Source organism: Agromyces selenitireducens (assembly GCF_052748465.2).
Map to the genome: position 1 here is coordinate 1,476,917 of NZ_CM188259.1, position 23,627 is coordinate 1,500,543.

The following is a 23,627-nucleotide window of genomic DNA, read 5'->3' on the forward strand; positions in this document are numbered from 1 at the left end:
CGTGACCAGTCGACCCCTTCCCCAGGACCCCGTCGTCCGTGCCCTGATCGCCCAGGCTCGCCGGACCCAGCTCACGCGCCGCACGCTCCTCGCCGGCGGCGCGGCGGGCGCGTCGGCGCTCGCGCTGGCCGCGTGCTCGACAGGCGGCGGCCAGGCGCGTCCGAGCGCGGCCGCCGACGTGTCCGACACCGACAAGACCCTCAACTGGGCCAACTGGGCGGCCTACATCGACGAGGACGACGCGGGCAACTACCCGACGCTCGTCCGCTTCGAGGAGGAGACCGGGATCTCCGTCAACTACGAGGTCGCCGTCGACGACAACAACACCTACTACGGCAAGGTCAAGGACCAGCTCGCGCTCGGCCAGGACATCGGCGCCGACACGGTCTGCCTCACCGATTGGATGGTCTCGCGCTGGATCCGCCTCGGCTACACGCAGGAGCTGGACCACGAGAACATCCCGAACATCGCCAACCTCGCACCGGCGCTCGAGAACCCGGACTTCGACGAGGGACGCAAGCACTCGCTTCCGTGGCAGGGCGGGTTCGCCGGCATCTGCTGGAACACCGAGAAGGTGCCCGGCGGCCTCCGCGAGGTCCAGGACCTCTGGAACTCCGACCTCAAGGGCCGCGTCGGCGTCCTCTCCGAGATGCGCGACACGATGGGCCTCATCATGCTCCAGAACGGCGTCGACATCTCCGGCGACTGGGGCGACTCCGAGTTCGACGCGGCCATCGAGATCCTCGACGAGCAGGTCGCGAACGGCCAGATCCGCAACATCAAGGGCAACTCGTACCTCGAGGACCTGAAGAGCGAGGACACGCTCGCCGCGATCTGCTGGTCGGGCGACATCACGGTGCTGAACGCCGAGGCCGGCGACAAGTGGGAGTTCGCCATCCCCGACGCGGGCGGCACGCTGTGGAACGACAACTTCCTGATCCCCATCGGATCGCCTCGCAAGACGAACGCCGAGACGCTCATCAACTACTACTACGAGCCCGAGGTCGCCGCCGAGGTCGCCGCGTGGGTGAACTACATCACGCCGGTCGTCGGGGCACAGGAGGCCGCAGCCGCGATCGATCCGGAACTCGCGGAGAACCAGCTCATCTTCCCGAACGAGGAGACCCTCTCCAACGCGTACATCTTCCGTGCGCTCTCGGGTGCCGAGGAGCAGAAGTACCAGACGCAGTTCCAGCAGATCCTCCTGGGTTCGTGATGTCGGGTCGCGAATTCGCCGAGAGCGGGGCCGACCTCGAGCTCGTCGGCATCCAGAAGCGCTTCCCCGGGTTCACCGCCATCGAGGAGCTCGACCTCACGATCCCCGCGGGATCCTTCTTCGCGCTGCTCGGCCCGTCGGGCTGCGGCAAGACGACGACCCTGCGCCTCGTCGCCGGCCTCGAGGAACCCACGCAGGGGCGGATCCTCATCGGGGGCAGGGACGTGACCGACACCAAGGCGCACCAGCGCCCGGTGAACACCGTGTTCCAGAGCTACGCGCTCTTCCCGCACATGACCATCATCGACAACGTCGCGTTCGGTCTGAAGCGCCGCCGCATGGACGACCCGATGGGCAAGGCGCACGAGGCGCTGAAGCTCGTCGAGCTCGACCACCTCGCCCAGCGGCGACCCGCGCAGCTCTCGGGCGGTCAGCAGCAGCGCGTGGCGCTCGCCCGGGCGATCGTGAACCGCCCCGCCCTGCTCCTCCTCGACGAGCCGCTCGGCGCGCTCGACCTGAAGCTGCGCCGCCAGATGCAGCTCGAACTGAAGACCATCCAGGAGGAGGTCGGCCTGACCTTCCTCCACGTCACCCACGACCAGGAGGAGGCCATGACGATGGCCGACACCGTGGCCGTCATGAACAAGGGCGCCATCGAGCAGATGGGTGCGCCCGAGGAGCTCTACGAACTTCCGCGGACGGCGTTCGTCGCCAACTTCCTCGGCAAGTCGAACCTGTTCACCGGCGACATCGTCGGTACCACGAGCGACGCACTCGCGGTCGACGTCGCCGGTCAGCGCATCACGGTGCCGGTGTCGCGCGCCCAGCGCCATCAGGGGCTCGTCACCGTCGGCGTGCGGCCCGAGAAGGTCGCGCTCCACACCGAGGCGCCGGAGGCCGCGTCGACGCACAACCTCGTCGGTCCCGGCCGCGTGATCGACGTGTCGTTCGCCGGCGTCAGCACCGAGTACATCGTCGCGGTGCCCGGCATCGGCCTGCTCTCGGTGTTCGCACAGAACGTCGGCTTCGGGCCGGTCGCGCACGAGGGCGACGAGGTCTGGGTGAGTTGGCAGGTCGAGCACGGCTTCGGCCTCGCCGACGAACCGCAGGAGGCCGACCGCTTCCCCGCCGACGACGACACCCGCTCGATCGCGGTGCAGCGGCGCGAGGCGCTCATCTCGGAGCTCGAGGGCAGCTGAGCCATGGCCTTCGCAGCATTCGCGACGACGGAGGCCCAGCCGCAGGCACCGAAGAAGAAGAGCCGCATCGCGCTGCTCCTGCTCCTGCCCGGCATCCTCTACCTCGTCCTGTTCTTCCTCACGCCGCTCATCTCGCTGCTGCTGACGTCGCTCCAGGCGCCGTCGGAGTTCGGCGACATCGGCGTGTACGACTACGCCTTCAACTGGCAGAACTACGTCGCCGTCATCGAGTCGTACTGGCCGCACATCCTGCGCTCGTTCGGGTACGCCCTCGCGGCGACCGTGCTGGCGCTGCTGTTCAGCTACCCGATCGCCTACTTCATCGGCGTGAAGGCACGTCGCCGGCCGCTGCTCCAGAGCATGCTGCTGGTGCTCGTGATCGCCCCGTTCTTCATCAGCTTCCTGCTCCGCACGCTCGCGTGGAAGCAGATCCTGTCGGACGAGTCGATCATCATCACGTCGCTGAAGGCGCTGTCGCTGCTCGCACCCGACGCGTACTTCGCGGGCACGCCGTTCGCGGTGATCTTCGGCCTGACGTACAACTTCATCCCCTTCATGACGCTGCCCCTGTACACCACCCTCGAGCGCCTCGACACCCGGTACCTCGAGGCGGGCAGCGACCTGTACGCCAACCCCCTCACGGTCTTCCGCAAGGTCACGATCCCGCTGTCGATGCCCGGCATCGTGGCGGGCACGCTGCTGACCTTCATCCCCGCGGCGGGCGACTACGTCAACGCGAGCCGCGACTTCCTCGGCGGTCCCGACACGCAGATGATGGGCAACGTGATCGAGGCGAACTTCCTCGTGCTGCTGAACTACCCGGCGGCCGCGGCGCTGTCGATCATCCTGATGGCCGCGATCCTGGTGCTCGTCGGCGTCTACGTGAAGCGATCCGGAACGGAGGACCTGCTGTGAGCGGCGAAGCACAGGCCGGGGCGGTCCTCGGCGGACTCGCGGGCAGCGAGGAACTCGAGGAGCGGCGACCCCCGCAGGCCCCCAGGCGGCGACGCATCGGCCTCGGCGACTGGCTGCTGCCGGTCTACGTGACCCTCGCGTTCATCTTCCTGCTGATCCCGATCGCGTACACCTTCGTGTTCTCGTTCAACGACTCCATCAAGTCGAACATCTCGTGGCGCGGGTTCACCTTCGACAAGTGGCTCAACGTGTGCAACGTCGAGGGCGGTGCGGTGTGCGAGGCCTTCGCGAACAGCATCATCATCGCGCTGGTCGCGACGGTGGCCGCCACGACGCTCGGCACGATGATCGCGATCGCGCTCGTCCGGTACCGGTTCCGCGCGCGCTCGGCGATCAGCCTCCTGCTGTTCCTGCCGATGGCGACGCCCGAGGTCGTGCTCGGTGCGGGCCTTGCCGCGCAGTTCCTCGCAGTCGGCGTTCCGAAGGACATGACGACGATCATCCTCGCGCACACGATGTTCTGCATCAGCTTCGTCGTGGTCACGGTGAAGGCCCGCGTGGCGAGCCTCGACCCGGCGCTCGAGGAGGCCGGCCGCGACCTGTACGGATCGCCGCGCGCGGTGTTCTGGCGCGTCACGTTCCCGCTCCTGGTGCCGGGCATCATCGCTGCGGCGCTGCTCGCGTTCGCACTGAGCTTCGACGACTTCATCATCACGAACTTCAACTCCGGTTCGGTGACGACGTTCCCGAAGTACGTCTACATCTCCGCGTCGCGCGGCATCCCCGCCGAGGCGAACGTGATCGCGTCGGCGGTGTTCATCCTCGCGCTGACGCTCGTCATCGTCACCCAGGTGTCGCGGGCGGCACGTGCGAAACGGCTCGCCAAGAACGTGGGCTGAGAGCGTCACGGCCCGGCCGAGACGACGAGCGGACGCCGCGACCTGGAGGGGTCGCGGCATCCGCTCGGTCGTTCGCCGACCGGGTCAGACCGTCGCGCGGATGCGGCCGACGACCGCCCCGCCGCCCAGGACCTCGAGTCCCAGGTCGGGCTCGGCCGCGTCGACTGCGCTGCCCTCGAGCGCACCGGCGCCCGCGAGGAGGCGCGCCGCGACGATCGCCAGGGCGCGCGGGGAGCCGTCGAGCATCTTCAGCGCGACCGTGGTGCCGTCGGGTGCGGTCATGACCTGCACGCCCTCGGCACCGAACTTCGAGAAGACCCCCAGTCGCTCGATCGCGACCGTGTCAGGTCGTCCCGGGCCGGCGACCGCCCATCCGTTGGCGCGCACGGCCTCGGTGAGGGCCGCGGCCTCGCGGAACAGCGCGAAGGGCGAGGAGGTCGACGAGGTCGTGATCTTCTGGATGCCGCGGGCGAGCCCCGTGAGGCTGAGCGCGTGCACGGGTGCGCCGCACCCGTCGATCACCGTCGCCGACGGCCGCTCGCCGGTGAGTCGCTCGAGCACGTCGAGGACGCGCTTCTGCATCGGGTGCTCCAGGTCGAGGTAGTCGTCGAGGGGCCAGTCGTTCGCGTGGCAGGCGAGCAGCATCGCCGCGTGCTTGCCCGAGCAGTTCATCGTGATCGCCTCGGCGCGAAGTCCCTGTCGCATGAGCTGGTCGCGCGACTCGCGATCGGTCGGGAACTCCGCGGGGCACCGCAGCGCCGACGCGGGGAGTGACGCGCGCGCGAGCAGCCCGCGCACGAGTGCGACGTGGCGCGGCGTGCCCGTGTGGCTGGCGGTGGCGATCGCCGCGTCCTCGCCGCGGAGCGTCACGCCGGAGGTCATCGAGGCGACGGCCTGGAACGGCTTCATGCTCGAGCGGGGCAGGACCGGCGCACGCACGTCGCCGAGTGCGCGGAGCACCTCGCCGTCGGGCGCGAGCACGATCGCCGAGCCGATGTGGCGCGATTCGGCGAAACCGCCGCGCTCGACCACGGCGAGCTCGGCGGCGTCCGACGCGCTGAAGGTGCCGGCCACGCTCAGGCGAGGGTCGCGAACGCGTCGTCGAGCACGCCGAGCGCGTCCTCGATGAGCTCGTCCGTCATCCGGAGGCTGGGCAGGAAGCGGAGCACGTTGCCCCAGGTGCCGGCGCTCAGGAACAGCACGCCCTGCTGCGCCGCGTGCGCGATGAGCGCCGATACGGCCTCGGGGTTCGGCTCCCGGGTGGTCTGAGCGGTACCCGGGCGCACGAGCTCGATCGCGATCATGGCGCCGCGGCCGCGGACGTCGCCGATGATGTCGTACTTCGCACGGAGCCGTTCGAGGCCCGCCGTGAGGGTGGCCCCGATACGGCGGCCCTCGGCGAGCAGGTCGTCGCGCTCGATCGCCTCGAACACGGCGACGGCCGCGGCGCACGCCACCGGGTTGCCGCCGAACGTGCCGCCGAGCCCGCCGGGGTGCGAGGAATCCATGATCTCGGCGCGGCCGGTGACGGCGGCGAGCGGCATGCCCGCGGCGATGCCCTTCGCGGTGAGGACGAGGTCGGGGATCCAGCCGAAGTGCTCGGCGGCGTAGTACCGGCCGGTGCGGGCCATGCCGGACTGGATCTCGTCGGCGATCATGACGACGCCGTTGGCGGTGCACCACTCCTGGAGCGCCGGGAGGTACCCGTCGGCGTAGACCATGAAGCCGCCCTCGCCCTGGATGGGCTCGACCACGAGGCACGCGAGGTCGCTCGCCCCGACGACCTTCTCGAGGTAGCCGATGGTGCGCTCGGCGGCCTCGTCGCCCGAGAGGCCGTCGCGATACGGGTACGAGCTCGGCGCGTGGTACACGTCGCCCGCGAGCGGGCCGAAGCCGGTCGCGTACGGCATGGCCTTGTAGTTCATGGCCATCGTGAGGTTGGTGCGACCGTGGTACGCGTGGTCGAGCACGGCGACCGCACGGCGGCCGGTGTGCTTGCGGGCGATCTTCACCCCGTTCTCGACGGCCTCGGCGCCGGAGTTCACGAGCACCGTCTTCTTCGCGAAGTCGCCGGGGGTGTGCTCGGCGAGCAGCTCGGCGACGCGCACGTACTCCTCGTACGGCGTGATCGTGAAGAGGGTGTGCAGCACGTCGTGGGCCTGCCGCGTGATGGCGTCGACGACGCCCGCAGGAGTGTGGCCGGCGGTGGTCACGCCGATGCCGGCGCCGAAGTCGAGGAACCGGTTGCCGTCGACGTCGACGAGGATCGCCCCGTGCGCGCGCTCGATGTAGACGGGCAGCACGCTCGACACCCCGGAGGACACGACCGCGGTGCGCCGCGCGTGGAGCTCCTGCGACCTCGGGCCGGGGATCGCGGTGACGACCCGTCGCTCCTGCGGCACGGCGGCGGCGTGCGCGCTCGACTCGGCGGGGAGGGACTCGACGGGAATCTGGGTGTCAGTCATGATCGGACCAGCTTATCGCCGCACCCCGGACCCGCCGTCGGCGGGCAGGTGCAGAATCGACGACGACGCGGAATCCGCGTCGATGAGGGAGGACGACCCATGCTCGGGGAGCACCGATACGCGATCGACCTCGAATGGCAGGGCGACCGCGGCGACGGCACCGCGTCGTACCGCGCCTACGGGCGGCAGCACGTCGTCCGCGCCGACGGCAAGCTGCACGAGATCGCGGGGTCGAGCGACCGTGCGTTCCACGGCGACCGGGAGCGATGGAATCCCGAGGAGCTCGCGCTCGCGGCGCTCAGCCAGTGCCACATGCTCTCGTACCTGCACGTCGCGACCAACCACGGCGTGGTCGTGGTCGGCTACTCGGACGCCGCGACCGCCACGATGCAGGAGGACGGCCGCGGCGGCGGGCGGCTCGTCGAGGCGGTGCTGCGCCCCCGCGTGGTCGTCGCCGAGCCGGGCATGCGCGAGCTCGCCGATTCCCTGCACCACGAGGCGTCCGAGAAGTGCTTCATCGCGGCGTCGGTCAACTTCCCGGTCCGGCACGAGCCGGTCGCACTCGTCCGCGGCGTCGAGGAGTAGCGGCCGGTCAGGCGCCGGTGCGGGGGTCCATGTCGGGCACGGGAGGCACGACCGGCGGGCAGGTGTATCCGCCGACGAGGCGCGAGCACGGCGGGAAGTACGCCGGGAGTCGCTCCGACTGCGGGTCGCCGAACCAGCGGTGCCACAGCCGCCAGAAGTTGAGGTTGCCGTACGCCGAGCAGTCGTCCCCCGAGGTCGGGTCGGCGAGCAGGGCCTCGTTCGGCTGGTACGGCGTGTAGTTGTAGAGGTTCGCCGTGGCCTGGTTGCGGATGCGGACGGTACTCGCCCCGCACGCGTCATCCGGATGGTAGCCGACGTCGACCGTGCCGATGCGGTACTGCCGGTCGGGCTCGGCCGTGTACTGCCGGAACTGCCACGCCGCACGGTACACCTGGTTGAAGAAGCCGAAGTAGCGGGCGTCGCACTCGGCGTCGTCGGGGCACGCGTACCCGGTGGCGCGCTCATAGCCGCGCGCGCTCGGTCGGGTGAGCAGCGACTGCTCCTTCTGCAGCAGCACCAGCAGCACGCGCGGGCTGATGCCGCACGCCTCGGCGACGTCGGCGATGATCCGGCTGGCGCGCACCGACTCACCGCCATCGACGGCGGCGCAGTGGCGCGGACCGACGGCCGGCACCCGTTCGACGGGCTCGGCGTGGTCGGCGAGGCACGGCACGAGGTCGACGGGCCGGCAGTTCCGCGACTCGAGGAACTCCTGGATCTCGTCCTCGTCCATCGCCGTGGCGTCGTAGAACGCATCGTCGCTCACGATGAAGCCCGGGTCGAAGGCGTCCGTCGACGGGATGCGGCGGTCGGCCGGGTCGTCGGCCCGGTCGAAGCCCGGCTGTGGCGCACAGCCCGCGAGCACGAGGGCGACGGATGCCGCGACCGCGGCGATCCACGTGCGCACCGTCGTCCTCATCGGCACGACGATAGCGAAATGCGCTTCCCGCAGGCTGGGAGTCGGTGGGTCAGACGCGCTCGCGGGGCGCCACGCGGTCGGCGATCCGGGCGAGGGCGCCGTGCGGCGGCGCCTCGTTGTAGGCGTCGGCGAGCTCCTGGCCGCTGAGTGCGTGGATCGCGGCCATGATCTCGTCGGTCGCGGCCCGGCGGGCGCGGCCGGACGTGGCGGCGCCGTGCCGGCCGACGTCGATGGGGGCGCCGAAGTGCACCTGCACGGGTCGCACCCGTGGAAGCTTCGCGCCGACGGGCTGGATCTCCTGCGTGCCGACCAGGCCGACCGGCACGACGAGGGCACCGGTCGTGAGGGCGAGCCACGCCACGCCCGTGCGACCGCGGTAGAGCCGGCCGTCGAGCGAACGCGTGCCCTCGGGGTAGAGCGCGAACGCACTGCCGGAGTCGAGGATGCGCCGGCCCTGGTCCAGCGCGGCCTGCGCCTGGGCGCCCGCGCCGCGCTCGACGCCGACCGCGCCGATCGCGGTGAAGAACGTTCGCGACAGCCAGCCCTTCACCCCGGTGCCGGTGAAGTAGTGCGACTTCGCGAGGAACTGCACCGGCCGCGGGGCGGCGAGGGGGATGACGATGCTGTCGACGAACGAGAGGTGGTTCGAGGCGAGGATGACCGGGCCCGACCTGGGCACGTTCTCGGCACCCGTGATCTTCGGGCGGTACAGGAGACGCACCGTCGGCCGCAGGATTCCGCGGACGATGCCGTACACGGGCCCCGGCTTCGACGGCGGCGCGGGAACGGCGTCGGCCTCGATCTCACTCACGGTCCGACGGTACGCCACCGCCCATGCGCGCCGGGGAATATCCCGGGCGGCTCGGAGCGGCGCCCGGCGTGCGTCATCATGGGGCGCATGGATCTCACCGAGAGCGATGTCGTCGCACTGGGCGACACGGGCGCTCGCGCCGTCGTGCTCGTCGGCGGGCGCCGGGCGCCGGCGGTCGATGCCGTGCTGCGCGCCCACCTGGCCGCGTCGGCCGAGGTCCCCGCCGACGACATCGAGCTCGATCACGCCTGCGAGCGGTGCGGGGCGAGGCACGGCAGTCCGGTCGTCTCCTACCCGACGACCGCGTCGGGCGGGCGCTGGTACGCGGACGCCGGCGTCGCGGACGGCGTCGTCGTCGCGGCGGTCGGGACGCGGCATCCGCTCGGGGTCGGGGTCGAGCCGGCGACCGCGGACGTCGAGCCGCTCATCGACGAGGCCGCGCTCCACCCCGAGGAGCGGGCGCGGCTCGCCGAGCTCGACCCGGTGGCCCGGCCGCTCGTACGGGCTCAGGTGTGGGCGCGGAAGTCGGCGCTGCTGCGTGCGGTCGGCCACGTCGGCGTCATCGAGCCGTCGATGCTCGCGCTGACCGACCCGCTCCATGACGACGGCGTCGGACGCATCGCGCGCACGCTGCCCGAGTTCGGCTCGAGCTGGCGCGAGGTCCGCTTCCACGACGTCGCCGTGCCCGGCCGGGTCGCGGCATCCGTCGCGGTGCTGCCGCGCCCGTGACCGGCCCCCACCTAGAGTGGTCGGGTGCGCAGCGTCATCATCCTCGGGTCCACGGGTTCCATCGGCACGCAGGCGCTCGACGTCATCCGCGCCAACCCGAACCGGTTCGATGTCGTCGGCCTCGCGGTCGGGTCGAACCGCGCCGAGCTCGAACGGCAGGCGGACGAGTTCGGCGTCGAGCACACCGCGGTCGGCGTCGACGAGGCCGTGCAGCTCGTCCGTTCCGTCCGTGCCGACGTCGTGCTGAACGGCATCACCGGATCGGTCGGACTCGGGCCGACCATCGCGACCCTCGAGCGCGGGATGACGCTCGCGCTCGCCAACAAGGAGTCGCTGATCGTCGGCGGCGACCTCGTGACCCGGCTCGCGAAGCCCGGGCAGATCGTCCCGGTCGACTCCGAGCACTCCGCGATCGCGCAGGCGCTGCTCGCGGGCACCGCACATGAGGTGCGCCGGCTCGTGCTCACCGCCTCGGGCGGGCCGTTCCGCGGCCGCGCTCGCGCCGAGCTCGTCGACGTCAGCCCGGCGGACGCGCTCGCCCACCCCACGTGGGACATGGGGCTCGTGGTCACCACGAACTCGGCGACGCTCGTCAACAAGGGCCTCGAGGTCATCGAGGCCCACCTGCTGTTCGAGGTCGACTACGACCGGATCGACGTGGTCGTGCACCCGCAGTCGATCGTGCACTCGATGGTCGAGTTCATCGACGGGTCGACGATCGCGCAGGCGTCGCCGCCCGACATGCGACTGCCGATCTCGCTCGGTCTCGACTGGCCGCACCGGGTGGCGGCAGCCGGCAGGCCGCTGGACTGGACCACGGCGCAGCAGTGGACGTTCGAGCCGCTCGACGACGATGCGTTCCCGGCGGTTCGCCTCGCCAAGCAGGTCGGCCGCGCGGGCGGGGAGTACCCGGCGGTGTTCAACGCCGCGAACGAGCAGGCCGTCGCCGCGTTCCACGCGGGCCGCATCCGATTCACCGACATCGTCGACACGGTTCGCGAGGTCGTCGAGTCCCATGAGTCGGCCTCGGGCGACCTGACCGTCGACTCCCTCGCCGAGGCCGAGCGCGCCGCGCGCCGGCAGGCCGACCTGCGCATCGCGCGACGGTAGCCCGCGGCATCCGCACGGTCGCGCCATCGGCTCACAGCCGCCGGACAGCGTGCACCGAGCCGGCGGCCCTACGATGACGGGGTGGAAACCGTGCTCGCGTTCGTCGTCGGCGTCGCCATCATCGTCGTCGGCCTCGCCGTGTCGATCGGCCTGCACGAGATCGGGCACCTGGTGCCCGCGAAGCTCTTCGGCGTCAAGGTCACGCAGTACATGATCGGCTTCGGGCCGACCATCTGGTCGAAGCGGCGGGGCGAGACCGAGTACGGCGTGAAGGCGATCCCGCTGGGCGGCTACATCGCGATGATCGGCATGTTCCCGCCCGGCAAGGGCGAGCAGGCGGGCGAGGGCAGCACGAGCTTCCTGCGCGGGATGGTGCAGGACGCCCGAGCCTCGAGCGCCGACTCGATCACGCCCGGCGACGAGCACCGCGCGTTCTACCGCCTGCCGGTGTGGAAGCGCATCATCGTCATGTTCGGCGGGCCGTTCATGAACCTGGTGCTCGCGATCGTGCTGTTCGCGATCCTGCTCATGGGCTTCGGGGTCGCACAGCCGTCGACCACGATCGGGTCGGTCTCGGAATGCGCGCTGCCCGCCACGAGCGAGCGCCAGACGTGCGAGCCGGGCGATCCCGCAGCGCCCGGCGCGGAGGCGGGACTGCAGCCCGGCGACGAGATCGTGTCGGTCGCCGGTGTGGCGATCGCCTCCTGGAACGAGTCGACCGCCGTCATCCGCGAGCATCCGGACGAGGCGATCGAGGTGGTGGTCGTGCGCGACGGCGAGCAGGTCGTGCTCGACGTCACGCCGCTGCTCAGCGAGCGGTACGTCATCGACGACCGGGGACGGATCGTCGAGGACGAGGCGGGGGAGCCCATCACCGTCGAGGTCGGCTTCATCGGCATCGCGCCGGCCTCGGAGACGGTCCGCCAGCCGGCGACCGCCGTGCTGCCGACCGTCGGCGAGAACATCACCGGCGTCGCGAACATCATCGTGAACCTGCCGCAACGCATGGTCGACGTGGCCGAGGCGGCGTTCGGCCCCGAGGAGCGCGACCTCGACGGACCGATCAGCGTGGTGGGCGTCGGCCGGGTGGCCGGCGAGGTCGCGAGCCTCGACGAGGTCCCGGTCGCATCGCGTGCGGCATTCATGGTCGGCCTTCTCGCCTCGCTCAACGTGGCGCTCTTCGTGTTCAACCTCATCCCGTTGCTGCCGCTCGACGGCGGGCACATCGCGGGCGCGCTCTGGGAGGCGATCCGCCGCGGCTGGGCGAAGGTGCGCCGACGGCCCGACCCGGGGCCGGTCGACATGGCCAAGTTGATGCCCCTGACCTTCGCGGTCGTCATCGTGCTCGGCGGCATGAGCGCACTGCTCATCTACGCCGACATCGTCAAGCCCATCAGCGTGCTGTAGCCCCCGGGACGCCGCTCGGGTTCAGCGTCGGTGAGCGAGGCGGACCCCCACCTCGGGCTCCGCGGCCATCGTCCGCTCGAGCGCGAACGCCTGGTGCCGGTATCCGACGGTCTCGTAACCGATGATCACGACGACGGGCGAGAACGCGGCGATCGCGATGCCGCCGCCCATGCTCCAACCCGACTGCACGGCGGCGATCGCGAGCCCGAGCGGTACGAGGCTGCCGAGGAACAGCGCGATGTGGAACGGGTCGAGCTGCTTCAGGAGCAACGTGTAGAGCGTGAACAGCGCGACCGAGAAGACCGCGACGGGCACGATGACGGTCAGGAGGGCCTGGGTGTCATCGATGTGCGCCACTCCCTCGATCACGTACGCGGCCACGTGGAGGCCTGCTCCGGTGGCGGCGAGGGCGCCGAAGACGACGATGTGGCCGTAGCCCCAGACGAACCCGCGGCGCCGGTGCCGGGCGAGCACCACCCCGGACGGCATGGTGAAGTACACCCACCAGAGGGCGAAGGCGAGCAGCGTGCCGCCGAACACGACGAGTCCCGCCTCGAGGTCCCAGCCCTGTTCCTCGACGACCGCGGAGATGGCGAGGACCGTGCCGAGCACCACCTCGCCGAGCGTGATGATCACGAGCAGCCCGTAGCGCTCGGCGATGTGGTGCGCGTGCCAGGGCGTGCCGCCGTCGCGCGACTCGGCGATGACCGGGCCGGTCAGCTCGACCAGCACCAGCACGGCCGAGACGACGAGCGTCGCCTCGAGCGGCGGCCGTGCGATGAGCAGGAGGATCCAGCCGACCTGTGCGATCGAGATGACCACGACGTAGGTGAGCGCCGCCCGGCGATGCGGCGGGTCGTGGCGCGCGGCGCGGAGCCACAGCGCGATCGTGGCGACGCGCATGACGACGTAGCCCACGACCATGAGGCGGTTGTCGATGTAGGCGCCTTCGTCGATGGAGTCGAAGAACCGGGGCATTCCGAGGGCGATCAGGAGCACGCCGATCATCGCCACCATCGTGGCGATGCGGAAGTACACGTCGTCGTTGTCGTAGGCCGAGGCGAGCCAGGAGTAGTTGATCCAGGCCCAGGTGATCGCGAACACCGCGAACGAGAACGCGATGATCGCCGGCGTGAAGTGTCCGAGCTCGAGCAGGTGGGCGGCCTGGGTGCCGGCCTGGCTGAACGCGATGACGAAGGTCAGGTCGAAGAAGAGCTCGAGCGGCGTGGCACTGCGGTGCGACTCCGCCGGATCCCGGCCCGCCATGCGCCGCAGGCGGTGGTTCAGGCGCGAGCGAGCGGATGCCGCGTGCCCTGCCGCATCCGTCGTGGTCTCGCTCATGGAACCCCCTCGAGAACGGCCGCGCGCCCGCGCCGTGCTGACATTCTGCATCAGCGGATGGTGCGGGCGCGCGGCCCGAACGCGGAGATCAGCGCGAGAGCAGCAGCGCCTCGCCCTGGCCGCCGCCGCCGCACAGCGCGACCGCGGCCTTCCCACCGCCGCGGCGGGACAGCTCGAGCGCGGCGTGCAGGGCAAGTCGTGCGCCGGAGGCGCCGATCGGGTGGCCGAGCGCGATCGCGCCGCCATGGACGTTCACCTTCTCGTGGTCGAGCGAGAGGTCCTTCATCGACTGCAGCGACACGGCGGCGAACGCCTCGTTGATCTCGACGAGGTCGAGGTCGCCGGCCTGCCAGCCGGCGCGATCGAGCGCAGCCGCGATGGCGTTCGAGGGCTGCGAGTGCAGGGAGTTGTCGGGGCCGGCGACCTGGCCGGACGCGCCTACGACCGCGAGCCACGGCAGGCCGCGCTCCTCGGCCCACGCGCGGCTCGCGACGACCACGGCCGCGGCGCCGTCGGAGATCGGGGAGGAGTTGCCGGCCGTGATGGCGCCGCCTTCGGCGAACGCCGGGCGGAGCTTGCCGAGCGTCTCGGGCGTGGAGTCGGGACGCACGCCCTCGTCGGTCGCGACGACCACGGGGTCGCCCTTGCGCTGCGGGATCTCGACGGGCACGATCTCGGCGTCGAAGAGCCCGTCGGCCTGCGCTTTTCCGGCGCGGACGTGCGAGGCCGCGGCCACTTCGTCCTGCTCGGCGCGGCCGAGGCCGTAGCGCTCGTTGAAGCGCTCGGTCGACGAGCCCATCGACTCGTGGTCGAACGCGTCGGTGAGGCCGTCGTGCGCGGTGGTGTCGACCAGCTCGATCGAGCCGTACAGGTGCCCCTTGCGGGAGCCGGGGAGGACGTGCGGGGCGTTCGTCATGGACTCCTGGCCACCGGCGACGACGACGTCGGCCTCGCCGAGGCGGATCAGGCGCGCGGCATCCGTCACGGCCACGAGGCCCGAGAGGCAGACCTTGTTCAGCGTGATCGCGGGCACGCGCCACGGGATGCCGGCGGCGACCGCCGACTGCTTCGCGGGGTTCTGCCCGGCGCCGGCCTGCAGGACCTGGCCCATGATCACCGCGTCGACGTCGTCGGGGGAGACGCCGGCCCTCTCGAGGGCGCCGCGGATGGCGACGGTGCCGAGCTCGACGGCGGTGCGGCTGCCGAGGTTGCCGGCGATGCGGCCGAACGGGGTGCGCGCACCGGCGACGATGACGACGTCGGGGAAGCTCATTTCGGGTGGACTCCTTCGTCTCGGGATGCGCGGGGACGCTGCGTACCCGACTCGGGTTGCGCGTCATGCGCGTTCGACTCTAGTGTACGTTCCTGAGACCTGAACCAGCTGTCAGGTTTGACATCGTCGTCACTCAGAGAGGCTCACAGCATGCGAGTTACACCGAAGTACCTCGCGCCGGCGCTCGTCGCCGCCGCGGCCACCGCCATCGCGCTCGCCGGTTGCGCACCGACGAGCCCCGCCGGGGGAGGCGACGCCGACGGCGCGGACGCCGCTCCCGTCGCCATCGGCATGATCACCTCCCAGACCGGCCCGCTCGCCGCCTACGGCGAGGCCTACACCGCCGGCTTCGAGGCCGGCCTCGACTACGCCACCGAGGGCACCGGCACGGTCGACGGCCGCGAGCTCGACATCACGTGGGAGGACGACCAGGGCAACCCCGACACCGCGGTCGCCAAGGCGAAGGACCTCATCGGCCAGGGCACGCAGATCCTCGCCGGGACCGTGGTCTCGGGCATCGCGACATCGCTCGCCGAGCAGGCCGAGCAGAACGAGGTGCTCTACATCTCCGGCCCCGCGGCCACCGACGCCATCACGGGCGTCAACGAGTACACCTTCCGCTCCGGCCGTCAGACCTACCAGGACGTCGCGACCGCGGGCACCTTCATCGGCGATCCCTCGGGCAAGAAGGTCGTGGTGTTCGCGCAGGACACGGCGTTCGGCCAGGGCAACCTCGCCGGCGTCGAGGCCGTGCTCGGCGGCCAGGGGGCCGAGGTCGAGGGCGTGCTCGTCGCCGAGGACGCGACCGAGTTCACGCCGTTCGCGCAGCAGCTCATCGCCGCGCAGCCCGACCTCGTCTTCGTCGCGTGGGCCGGAGCCTCGTCGGGCGCGATGTGGACCTCGCTGCAGCAGCAGGGCGTGTTCGACGCGACCACGGTCGTGACCGGCCTCGGCGACGTCGCCACGTACCAGGCCTACGGCGACGCGTCGGGTGACATCTCGTTCCTCAACCACTACTTCGGCGGCGCCGCCGGCACCGAGGTCGAGTCGGCGATGGTCGAGCACCTCGAGGAGGCGGGAGCCGAGCCGGACCTCTTCTCGGTCGACGGCTTCGTCGCAGCGCAGATGATCGTGCAGGCCGTGCGCGAGGGCGGCGACGACGTCGAGGCGATGATCGACGCGCTCGAGGGCTGGACCTTCGAGTCGGTCAAGGGCGAGGTCACCGTCCGCGAGGACGACCACGCGCTCATCCAGCCGATGTTCCAGGTCTCGCTCGTCGAGGGCGACGCCGGGTGGGAGCCCGAGCTCGTCGAGACGATCGACGCCGAGACGGTCGCCCCGCCGGTCGTCGACAGCAAGTGACCTGATCCGTCCCACCACGATCGGAACCGCACGGACATGACCGACCACACGGCGCTCGAGCTCGAGCACGTCTCCCTCCGCATCGGCGGCGCGCAGCTGCTGCAGGACATCTCGCTGGCGGTGCCCGAGGGCGAGATGCTCGGCGTCATCGGCCCGAACGGGGCCGGCAAGACGACGCTGTTCAACGTCGCCTCGGGCGTGCTGCGCCCCACCGAGGGGGTCGTGCGCCTCGCCGGCGCCGACGTGACCCGTCATCCCGTGCACCGGCGCGCCGCGGCCGGCCTCGGCCGCACGTTCCAGACCTCGAGCCTGTTCCCGGCGCTCGACGTCCGCGAGAACGTGCGGCTGGCCGCCCAGGTGCGCGAGGGCCGCGCGGCATCCGTGTTCCGCACCCCGCGGCGCACGGATGCCGCCACCCGACGCGCCGTCGCGGCGCTCGAGGAGGTCGGCATGGCCCACCGGGCCGACCGGGTCGCCTCGGGCCTCGCCCACGGCGAGAAGCGCAAGGTCGAGATCGCGATGCTCATCGCGATGGAGCCCCGCGTGATCCTCCTCGACGAACCCATGGCGGGCGTCGGCTCGGCCGACGTGCCGGCGCTCACCGAGGTGATCCGCGGGCTCCACCGCGGCGGGCGCACCGTGCTCATGGTCGAGCACCACATGGACGTCGTGCTCGGCCTCGCCGACCGCGTCGCCGTCATGCACCACGGCGAGCTGCTCGCCGTCGATTCCCCGGAGGCCGTCATGGCGAACCCCACCGTGCAGTCCGCGTACCTCGGCAGCGCCGCATGAATCGCGAGAGCCCGGCCGGCGAGCCGATCCTCAGCATCCGCGGCCTGCACGGACGGATCGGCGGTCAGCAGGTCGTCGAGGACGTCTCCTTCGACGTGCCCGCCACGGGCGTCACCGCGCTCCTCGGGCGCAACGGCGTCGGCAAGACGTCCACGATCAAGTCGATCCTCGGCCTCATCGACCGCACCGGCGAAGTGCGGCTCGCGGGCGAGCGCATCGACCGGATGCCCACGCACCGCATCGTGCAGCGCGGCGTCGCCTACGTCCCCGAGGACCGCGAGGTGTTCGGCTCGCTGACCGTGGCCGAGAATCTGCGCCTGGCCGAGCGCGACCGGATGCCGCGGCGCGAGCTCGTGGCGGCCCTCTTCCCCGACCTGCAGGCCCGGCTCGAGCAGCGTGCCGGCACCCTCTCGGGCGGCCAGCAGCAGATGGTCTCGCTCGCCCGCGCACTCGTGAACGAGAACCGGCTGCTGCTCGTCGACGAGCCCACGAAGGGCCTCGCCCCGCGCATCGTCGACGAGGTCGCCGACGCGCTCGCCGAGGCCGCCCGCACCGCGCCGATCCTGCTCGTCGAGCAGAACCTGCCCGTCGTGCGCCGGCTCGCCGAACGCGTGGTCGTGCTCTCCTCCGGCCGGGTCGTGTTCGCGGGCACGGCCGATGAACTGCTCGACGACCACGACCGCGTGCAGCGCTACCTCGGCGTGCACGACGAACGGGAAGCCGCCTGATGGACACGCTGATCCTCCTCCTCATCACCGGGCTCGGGCTCGGCGCCCTCTACTTCCTCGTCGCGAGCGGCCTCTCGCTCATCTACGGCCTCATGGGAGTGCTCAACTTCGCGCACGGCGCGTTCCTCACGATCGCCGCGTTCATCGGCTGGGAGGTCGGACGGCGCATCTCCGACGGCACCTGGACCGGGCTGCTGATCTCGATGGCCGTCGGCATCGTCATCGGCGCGACCGTCGCCGTGCTCACCGAGGTGCTCGTCATCCGCCGCCTGTACGAACGCCACATCGAGCAGGCGCTCGTCACCGTCGGGATCTCACTGGCCGCGGTCGCCCTCTTCGAGGGCATCTGGGGTTCGGACCCCATCTACACCGATCGGCCGGCCTGGCTGACGCAGACCACCGAGGTGCTGGGCGCCCGCATCCCCAACGACCGGTTCCTGCTCATCCTGTGCGCGCTCGTGGTGCTCGGCGGGATCGTGCTCTTCCTGCGTCGGACCCGGTACGGCCTCATCATCCGCGCGGGTGTCGAGAACCGGCACATGGTCACCGCGCTCGGGATCGACGTGCGACGCTCGTTCACGCTCGTGTTCGCGATCGGCGGCGCGGCAGCCGGACTCGGCGGGGTGCTGGCATCCGTCTACTACGGCTACGTCTCGGCCCACCTCGGGTCGGTGCTGCTCATCTTCGCGTTCATCGTCACCGTGATCGGCGGGCTCGGATCGCTCACCGGCGCCGCGATCGCCTCGGTGCTCGTGGCCGTGCTGCAGCAGTTCGCCAACTTCTACCTCGGCGGCACCGGCGACCTCGTGGTCGTCGTGCTCCTCGCCGCCGTGCTCCTCATCCGCCCGCGTGGACTCATGGGAAAGACCGCATGACCGCCAAGTCGCTCCGCCTCGTCATCGGCGGCATCCTGCTCGTCGTCGCGCTGGCCGTGCTGCCGCTCCTCGCGATCGAGATCCCGGGCGTGCTGCCCGGTCCGACGTACACCCCGGGCACGCTCCAGATGCTCGCGTTCGCACTGCTCATCGCCGCGCTCGCCCTCAGCTACCGCATGATGTTCGGACTCGCCGGGCTGCTGTCGTTCGGGCACGCGCTGTTCTTCGCTGCGGGGGCCTACGGGCTCGCGATGACGCTCGAGGCGTTCGGCCCGTCGGACTGGCCGAGCCCGGCGATCTTCGTCGCCTCGATCGGCATCACCCTGGTCGCCGGGGTCGTGCTCGCCGCGACCGTCGGCTCGCTCGCGCTCCGCGTCACGGGCATCTCGTTCGCGATGGTCACCCTCGCGTTCGCCCAGGCCGGCTCGGTGCTCATCCGCCGCAACCCGGGCGGCGCGACCGGCGGCGAGGAGGGCATCCCGCTCGACACCGCGAACGTGCCGCCCGAGCTCGTCGGCGTGGTCGACACCCGCAACCTGTACTGGATGGCGCTCGGCGTGCTCGTGGCCGTGTACCTCGTGGTGCTCTGGGTCGAGCGCAGTCGCGCGGGTCACGTCGCCGAGGCCATCCGCGAGAACGAGCTGCGCGTACGCGTCATCGGGATCCGGCCGTACGACGTGAAGCTGCTCGTGTTCATCGTCGCGTCGGTGCTCGCCGCGGTCGCCGGCATGGGGTACCTGCTGCTGCAGTCCGGTGCCGCGCCGCGCGTCGCCACCGCGGACTTCACGCTGACCGTGCTCGTCATCGTGGTGCTCGGCGGAGTGGGCGCCCGGTGGGGCGCGATCGTCGGCGGTATCGTCTACACACTGCTCGACCAGCGGCTCACGGCGCTCGCCGGGTCGGACGCGGTCGCCGCGCTGCCCGACGTGCTCCGGATTCCGCTGTCCGAGCCGCTGTTCATCCTGGGCACGCTGTTCGTGCTCGTGGTGCTGTTCCTGCCCGGGGGCATCGCTGGACTTCCCGACCGGATCCGCACCGGGAAGCGGCAGCACCCGGCCGAACGGGAGGAGGCGGTGGATGCCTGACGCGACCAGGGAGCACGACGCACCCCGGACCCACGACGGGCCCTGCACGCTCGGGCGCTGGACCGCCGACCGTGCTCGGACGACGCCCGACGCCGTCGCGATCGACGACCGGGGCGTCGTCGTCACGTACCGAGAGCTCGACGAGCGCGCGACCCGGCTCGCCGCCGCGTTCCGCGCGGCCGGCTACTCCGTGGGCGACCGGATCGCGACGATCACGGGCAACAGCGCCGACCACGTCGTGCTGTTCTTCGCGTGCGCGAAGGCCGGGCTCGTGCTCGTGCCGCTGTCGTGGCGCCTGTCGCCGCGCGAGCTCGCCGAGCAGCTCGAGACGGCCGATCCGGTGCTGCTCCTCGTCGAGGACGAGTTCCAGACCGTCGCGCGCGCCGCGCTCGACCGGCTCGCCCGTCGCCTCCCGACGGGTGCCCTCGGCGCGCACGGCGTCGAGCAGCACGTGCCGCATCCCGGCAGCCGGGCCGTGCCGCCGGCCACGCGCCGAGACGTGCGCGACGACGATCCGCTGCTCATCGTGTTCACCTCGGGCACCACGTCACGGGCGAAGGGCGCCGTGCTCACGCATGCGAACTGCTTCTGGACGAACCTGTCCCTCTCGAAGACCATCGCGATCGCCGAGCACGACGTGGTGCTCGCGGTCATGCCGCAGTTCCACGTCGGCGGCTGGAACATCCAGCCCCTGCTGGCCTGGTGGTCGGGTGCGACGGTCGTGCTCGAGCGCACGTTCGACCCGGGGCGCGTGCTGCACCTCATCGCCGAGCGCGGGATCACGACGATGATGGGCGTGCCCGCGAACTACCTGTTCCTCGCGCAGCATCCGGAGTTCGCCGCGGCCGACCTGTCGAGCCTCGGCCACGCGGTGGTCGGCGGCGCGCCCATGCCGCCCGCGCTGCTGCGCACGTGGCATGCGCGCGGCGTGGCCCTGACCCAGGGCTACGGGCTGACCGAGGCCGCGCCGAACGTGCTGTGCCTGCCGGACCGCGAGGCGACCCGGCGCGTGGGCTCGGCCGGACTGCCGTACGCCCACGTCGACGTCGCGGTCGCCGATCCGGCGACCGGGGAGGTGCTCGACGGCGCCGCAGAAGGGGAGCTGCTCGTCGCCGGACCGGGCGTGTTCGCGGGCTACTTCCGCGACTCGGACGCCACGGCCGCGGCACTCCGCGACGGCTGGCTCCGCACGGGCGACCTGGTCCGCCGCGATGCCGACGGCTACTTCACGATCGTCGACCGGCTGAACGACGTGTACATCTCGGGCGGGGAGGGCGTCTCGCCCGCGGAGGTCGAGTCGGTGCTGATCGCCCATCCGGCGGTCGCCGACGTCGCGGTCGTGGGCGTGCCCGACGAGCGCTGGGGCGAGGCCGGCTCGGCCTGGGTGGTGCTGCGTCCGGGCGCGATCACGGATGCCGCGGAGCTGGCGGAGTTCGCCCGTGCCTCGCTCGCGGGCTACAAGGTGCCGCGCGACATCCGCTTCATCGACGAGATCCCGCGTTCCACTGCGTCCAAGGCGCTCCGCCGGGTGCTCGCCGAACGCGCCGCGCGGCTGGCCGAGGCCGAAGGGGTGGACGCGTGACCGCCACAGCGCCGCGCACCGCGCGCGGGGAGAAGACCCGGCGAAAGCTGCTCGAGGCGGCCGAGCACGTGTTCGCCGAGCTCGGCTACACCGAGGCATCCGTCTCGCGCATCACCGAGCGTGCGGGCGTCGGCCAGGGCACGTTCTACCTGTACTTCGACACGAAGCTGCGCATCTTCGAGGAACTCGTCGAGGACCTGAACCACCGGGTCCGGCAGGCGATGAGCGAGGGCGCCGCGAGCGCGACCACGCGCCTCGAGGCCGAACGGGCCGGGTTCGCCGCGTTCTTCCGGTTCACGGCCGAGCACCCGGCGCTCTACCGCGTCATCCGCGAGGCCGAGTTCGTCTCGCCCGAGTCGCTGCGGCTGCACTACACGCGCATCGTCGAGGGCTACATCGACGGCCTGCGCCTGGCGCAGCTGGACGGGGAGATCGGCGACATCGACCCGACCGTGGCCGCGTGGGCGCTCATGGGCATCGGCGAGATGATCGGCATGCGCTGGGTGCTGTGGGGGAGCGGCGAGGGCGGCGCCGGCGACGACGCCGACCCGACCGCGTCGGGCACGACGGCCGTCCCCGAGCACGTGCTCGACGAGATGATGCGGTTCATCGGCGGCGCCCTCGGAAGGGGCGCCGGCCGGAGCGACGAGGAGGATTCATGACCGGACCGACCGGATCGACGGGACTGGCCGGACGCCGCGCGATCGTGACCGGTGGCGCGAGCGGCATCGGCCTCGCGTGCGCCGAGGCGCTCGCGGCGGCGGGCGCGCACGTGACGATCGCCGACCTCGACGGCGAGGCCGCGGCATCCGTCGCCGACCGCATCGGAGGCGAGGCCTGGACGGTCGACCTGGGCGACACGGCCGCGCTCGCCGACCTGACGCTCGAGGCCGACGTCCTCGTGAACAACGCGGGGCTGCAGCACGTGCGGCCGATCGAGCAGTTCGAGCCGGAGCGGTTCTCGCTGCTGCTGCGCGTGATGCTCGAGGCGCCGTTCCTGCTGATCCGCGCGGCGCTGCCGGGCATGTACGAGCGCGGGTTCGGGCGCGTGATCAACGTCTCGAGCGTGCACGGCCTGCGCGCCTCGCCGTTCAAGTCGGCGTACGTGGCCGCCAAGCACGGCCTCGAGGGCCTCAGCAAGGTCACCGCGCTCGAGGGCGGCCCGCACGGCGTGACGTCGAACTGCGTGAACCCGGGTTACGTGCGCACTCCGCTCGTCGAGAAGCAGATCGCCGACCAGGCGAAGGTGCACGGCATCCCCGAGGGGGACGTCGTCGAGAAGGTCATGCTCACCGAGTCCGCGATCAAGCGGCTCGTCGAGCCCGGCGAGGTCGCGAGCCTCGTGCGGTGGCTCGCGAGCGACGACGCTCGCATGGTCACCGGCGCGAGCTACACCATGGACGGCGGGTGGAGCGCCCGATGAACGGTCCGGTCCCCTTCAGCGCGCCGGTGCGCGGCGGCGACCTCGCCGGCGGGCAGTGGCGAGCGGATGCCGCCGGCATCCCGATCCTCGCCCTGCACGGCATCACCGCGAGCCACCGCGCCTGGCACCACGTCGCCGACGCGCTACCCGGGCGCCGGATCGCGGCGCCCGATCTCCGCGGTCGCGGACGTTCGAACGCGCTGCCGGGCCCGTGGTCGCTGCGCGACCACGCCGACGACCAGGCCCGGGTGCTCGACGCCCTCGGCATCGACCGCGCCTTCGTCGTCGGCCACTCGATGGGGGCGTTCGTGACCGTCCGGTTCGCGGCGGCGCACCCCGACCGCGTCGCGGGCGTCGTGCTCGTCGACGGCGGCCTGCCGATCCCGCATCCCGAGGGGCTCGCACCCGACGAGGTCGCCGCGGCCGTGCTCGGCCCGGCGCTCGCCCGGCTCGAGATGCGCTTCGCCGACCCGGCCGCGTACGTCGACTTCTGGAAGGCGCACCCGGCGATCGGCCCGGCATGGGACGACCACCTCGCCGACTACGTCGCGTACGACCTCGTGGGCACGCCGCCCGAGCTGCGCTCGTCGTCGGTCGCCGAGGCGGTCGCGCAGAACGTGCTCGAGCTCGACGGCAGCGCCGGCTACGCCGACGAGCTCGCGTCCCTCCCGGCGCCCGTCGATTTCCTCCGCGCCGAGCGGGGGCTGCTCGACCAGCCCGAGGCCCTGTACGCTCCCGAGCGGGTGGCGGCGTGCGCAGAACGGATGCCGGCGCTCCGCGTCACCGAGGTCGCGGGGCTCAACCACTACACGATCGTCATGACGGATGCCGGTGCGGCCCGGGTCGCCGCGGTCGTCGCGCCGCGTCTCGCCGAGGCCGACGACGCGGCATCCGTTGCGAATCGCTGACAA

The 23,627-nt window shown here is 71.6% G+C and carries 23 protein-coding genes; 17 read left to right on the forward strand and 6 right to left on the reverse strand.

What is annotated here, in order from left to right; all coding sequences use genetic code 11:
* Window position 1: 1 nt before the first annotated feature.
* The 4 genes from ACULK4_RS06850 (at window position 2) to ACULK4_RS06865 (ending at window position 4,229) form a co-directional block, all read left to right on the forward strand.
* The gene (locus tag ACULK4_RS06850; protein WP_445965382.1) at window positions 2–1,216 is read left to right on the forward strand and encodes an ABC transporter substrate-binding protein; all 1,215 of its coding nucleotides are present in this window, start codon (window positions 2–4) and stop codon (window positions 1,214–1,216) included.
* Entirely contained in the window at window positions 1,216–2,415 is a 1,200-nt protein-coding gene (locus tag ACULK4_RS06855; protein WP_445965383.1) for an ABC transporter ATP-binding protein, read from the forward strand. The genes ACULK4_RS06850 and ACULK4_RS06855 overlap by 1 nt, the downstream gene beginning before the upstream one ends.
* Before the next feature lie 3 nt (window positions 2,416–2,418).
* Window positions 2,419–3,330, forward strand: a complete 912-nt coding sequence (locus ACULK4_RS06860; RefSeq protein WP_445965384.1) for an ABC transporter permease — start codon at window positions 2,419–2,421, stop codon at window positions 3,328–3,330.
* Between the two features lie 95 nt (window positions 3,331–3,425).
* Complete coding sequence (locus ACULK4_RS06865; RefSeq protein ID WP_445965577.1) at window positions 3,426–4,229, forward strand: ABC transporter permease; 804 nt, start codon at window positions 3,426–3,428, stop codon at window positions 4,227–4,229.
* An 84-nt stretch (window positions 4,230–4,313) separates the two neighbouring features.
* Here the strand turns inward: ACULK4_RS06865 and ACULK4_RS06870 are convergent, their stop codons facing one another.
* Window positions 4,314–5,303, reverse strand: a complete 990-nt coding sequence (locus ACULK4_RS06870; protein WP_445965385.1) for an asparaginase — start codon at window positions 5,301–5,303, stop codon at window positions 4,314–4,316.
* 2 nt (window positions 5,304–5,305) lie between these two features.
* Window positions 5,306–6,694 carry a 4-aminobutyrate--2-oxoglutarate transaminase gene (gabT, locus tag ACULK4_RS06875; RefSeq protein WP_445965386.1) on the reverse strand — a complete coding sequence of 463 codons (1,389 nt, stop codon included), beginning with the start codon at window positions 6,692–6,694 and terminating at the stop codon, window positions 5,306–5,308.
* 99 nt (window positions 6,695–6,793) lie between these two features.
* Here gabT and ACULK4_RS06880 point away from each other — a divergent pair, with 99 nt between their 5' ends.
* Window positions 6,794–7,279 (forward strand): OsmC family protein, encoded by a 486-nt coding sequence (locus tag ACULK4_RS06880; RefSeq protein WP_445965387.1) that lies wholly within the window; start codon window positions 6,794–6,796, stop codon window positions 7,277–7,279.
* A gap of 7 nt (window positions 7,280–7,286) precedes the next feature.
* Here ACULK4_RS06880 and ACULK4_RS06885 read toward each other — a convergent pair whose 3' ends face one another.
* Complete coding sequence (locus ACULK4_RS06885) at window positions 7,287–8,198, reverse strand: LasA N-terminal domain-containing protein (RefSeq protein WP_445965388.1); 912 nt, start codon at window positions 8,196–8,198, stop codon at window positions 7,287–7,289.
* 49 nt (window positions 8,199–8,247) lie between these two features.
* A complete protein-coding gene (locus ACULK4_RS06890; RefSeq protein ID WP_445965389.1) occupies window positions 8,248–9,009 on the reverse strand; it encodes a lysophospholipid acyltransferase family protein in 762 nt (253 codons plus the stop codon).
* 87 nt (window positions 9,010–9,096) lie between these two features.
* On the opposite strand from ACULK4_RS06890, the gene ACULK4_RS06895 reads away from it, so the two are divergent.
* The 3 genes from ACULK4_RS06895 (at window position 9,097) to ACULK4_RS06905 (ending at window position 12,255) form a co-directional block, all read left to right on the forward strand.
* Window positions 9,097–9,738 carry a 4'-phosphopantetheinyl transferase family protein gene (locus ACULK4_RS06895; RefSeq protein WP_445965390.1) on the forward strand — a complete coding sequence of 214 codons (642 nt, stop codon included), beginning with the start codon at window positions 9,097–9,099 and terminating at the stop codon, window positions 9,736–9,738.
* 24 nt (window positions 9,739–9,762) lie between these two features.
* Window positions 9,763–10,848, forward strand: coding sequence for a 1-deoxy-D-xylulose-5-phosphate reductoisomerase (gene dxr / locus ACULK4_RS06900; RefSeq protein ID WP_445965391.1), 1,086 nt, complete (start codon window positions 9,763–9,765; stop codon window positions 10,846–10,848).
* A gap of 81 nt (window positions 10,849–10,929) precedes the next feature.
* The gene (locus ACULK4_RS06905) at window positions 10,930–12,255 is read left to right on the forward strand and encodes a M50 family metallopeptidase (RefSeq protein WP_445965392.1); all 1,326 of its coding nucleotides are present in this window, start codon (window positions 10,930–10,932) and stop codon (window positions 12,253–12,255) included.
* A 21-nt stretch (window positions 12,256–12,276) separates the two neighbouring features.
* On the opposite strand, the gene ACULK4_RS06910 is transcribed toward ACULK4_RS06905, so the two are convergent.
* A complete protein-coding gene (locus ACULK4_RS06910) occupies window positions 12,277–13,596 on the reverse strand; it encodes a low temperature requirement protein A (RefSeq protein WP_445965393.1) in 1,320 nt (439 codons plus the stop codon).
* Between the two features lie 88 nt (window positions 13,597–13,684).
* Entirely contained in the window at window positions 13,685–14,869 is a 1,185-nt protein-coding gene (locus ACULK4_RS06915) for an acetyl-CoA C-acetyltransferase (RefSeq protein ID WP_445965394.1), read from the reverse strand.
* A gap of 150 nt (window positions 14,870–15,019) precedes the next feature.
* On the opposite strand from ACULK4_RS06915, the gene ACULK4_RS06920 reads away from it, so the two are divergent.
* The 9 genes from ACULK4_RS06920 to ACULK4_RS06960 are packed head-to-tail and all read left to right on the forward strand — an operon-like array spanning window position 15,020 to window position 23,624.
* Window positions 15,020–16,231 (forward strand): substrate-binding domain-containing protein, encoded by a 1,212-nt coding sequence (locus ACULK4_RS06920; RefSeq protein ID WP_445965395.1) that lies wholly within the window; start codon window positions 15,020–15,022, stop codon window positions 16,229–16,231.
* 36 nt (window positions 16,232–16,267) lie between these two features.
* The gene (locus ACULK4_RS06925) at window positions 16,268–17,023 is read left to right on the forward strand and encodes an ABC transporter ATP-binding protein (RefSeq protein WP_445965396.1); all 756 of its coding nucleotides are present in this window, start codon (window positions 16,268–16,270) and stop codon (window positions 17,021–17,023) included.
* Window positions 17,020–17,751 carry an ABC transporter ATP-binding protein gene (locus tag ACULK4_RS06930; protein WP_445965397.1) on the forward strand — a complete coding sequence of 244 codons (732 nt, stop codon included), beginning with the start codon at window positions 17,020–17,022 and terminating at the stop codon, window positions 17,749–17,751. Before ACULK4_RS06925 ends, ACULK4_RS06930 begins: the two co-directional genes overlap by 4 nt.
* Window positions 17,751–18,626: a branched-chain amino acid ABC transporter permease gene (locus ACULK4_RS06935; RefSeq protein ID WP_445965398.1), complete on the forward strand. Its 876-nt coding sequence runs from the start codon at window positions 17,751–17,753 to the stop codon at window positions 18,624–18,626. The genes ACULK4_RS06930 and ACULK4_RS06935 overlap by 1 nt, the downstream gene beginning before the upstream one ends.
* A complete protein-coding gene (locus ACULK4_RS06940) occupies window positions 18,623–19,711 on the forward strand; it encodes a branched-chain amino acid ABC transporter permease (protein ID WP_445965399.1) in 1,089 nt (362 codons plus the stop codon). Before ACULK4_RS06935 ends, ACULK4_RS06940 begins: the two co-directional genes overlap by 4 nt.
* Window positions 19,704–21,293 carry an AMP-binding protein gene (locus tag ACULK4_RS06945; RefSeq protein ID WP_445965400.1) on the forward strand — a complete coding sequence of 530 codons (1,590 nt, stop codon included), beginning with the start codon at window positions 19,704–19,706 and terminating at the stop codon, window positions 21,291–21,293. The genes ACULK4_RS06940 and ACULK4_RS06945 overlap by 8 nt, the downstream gene beginning before the upstream one ends.
* The gene (locus ACULK4_RS06950; protein WP_445965401.1) at window positions 21,290–21,955 is read left to right on the forward strand and encodes a TetR/AcrR family transcriptional regulator; all 666 of its coding nucleotides are present in this window, start codon (window positions 21,290–21,292) and stop codon (window positions 21,953–21,955) included. Before ACULK4_RS06945 ends, ACULK4_RS06950 begins: the two co-directional genes overlap by 4 nt.
* Window positions 21,952–22,716, forward strand: a complete 765-nt coding sequence (locus tag ACULK4_RS06955) for a 3-hydroxybutyrate dehydrogenase (protein WP_445965402.1) — start codon at window positions 21,952–21,954, stop codon at window positions 22,714–22,716. The genes ACULK4_RS06950 and ACULK4_RS06955 overlap by 4 nt, the downstream gene beginning before the upstream one ends.
* Entirely contained in the window at window positions 22,713–23,624 is a 912-nt protein-coding gene (locus ACULK4_RS06960; RefSeq protein WP_445965403.1) for an alpha/beta hydrolase, read from the forward strand. Before ACULK4_RS06955 ends, ACULK4_RS06960 begins: the two co-directional genes overlap by 4 nt.
* The last annotated feature ends 3 nt before the right edge of the window (window positions 23,625–23,627 follow it).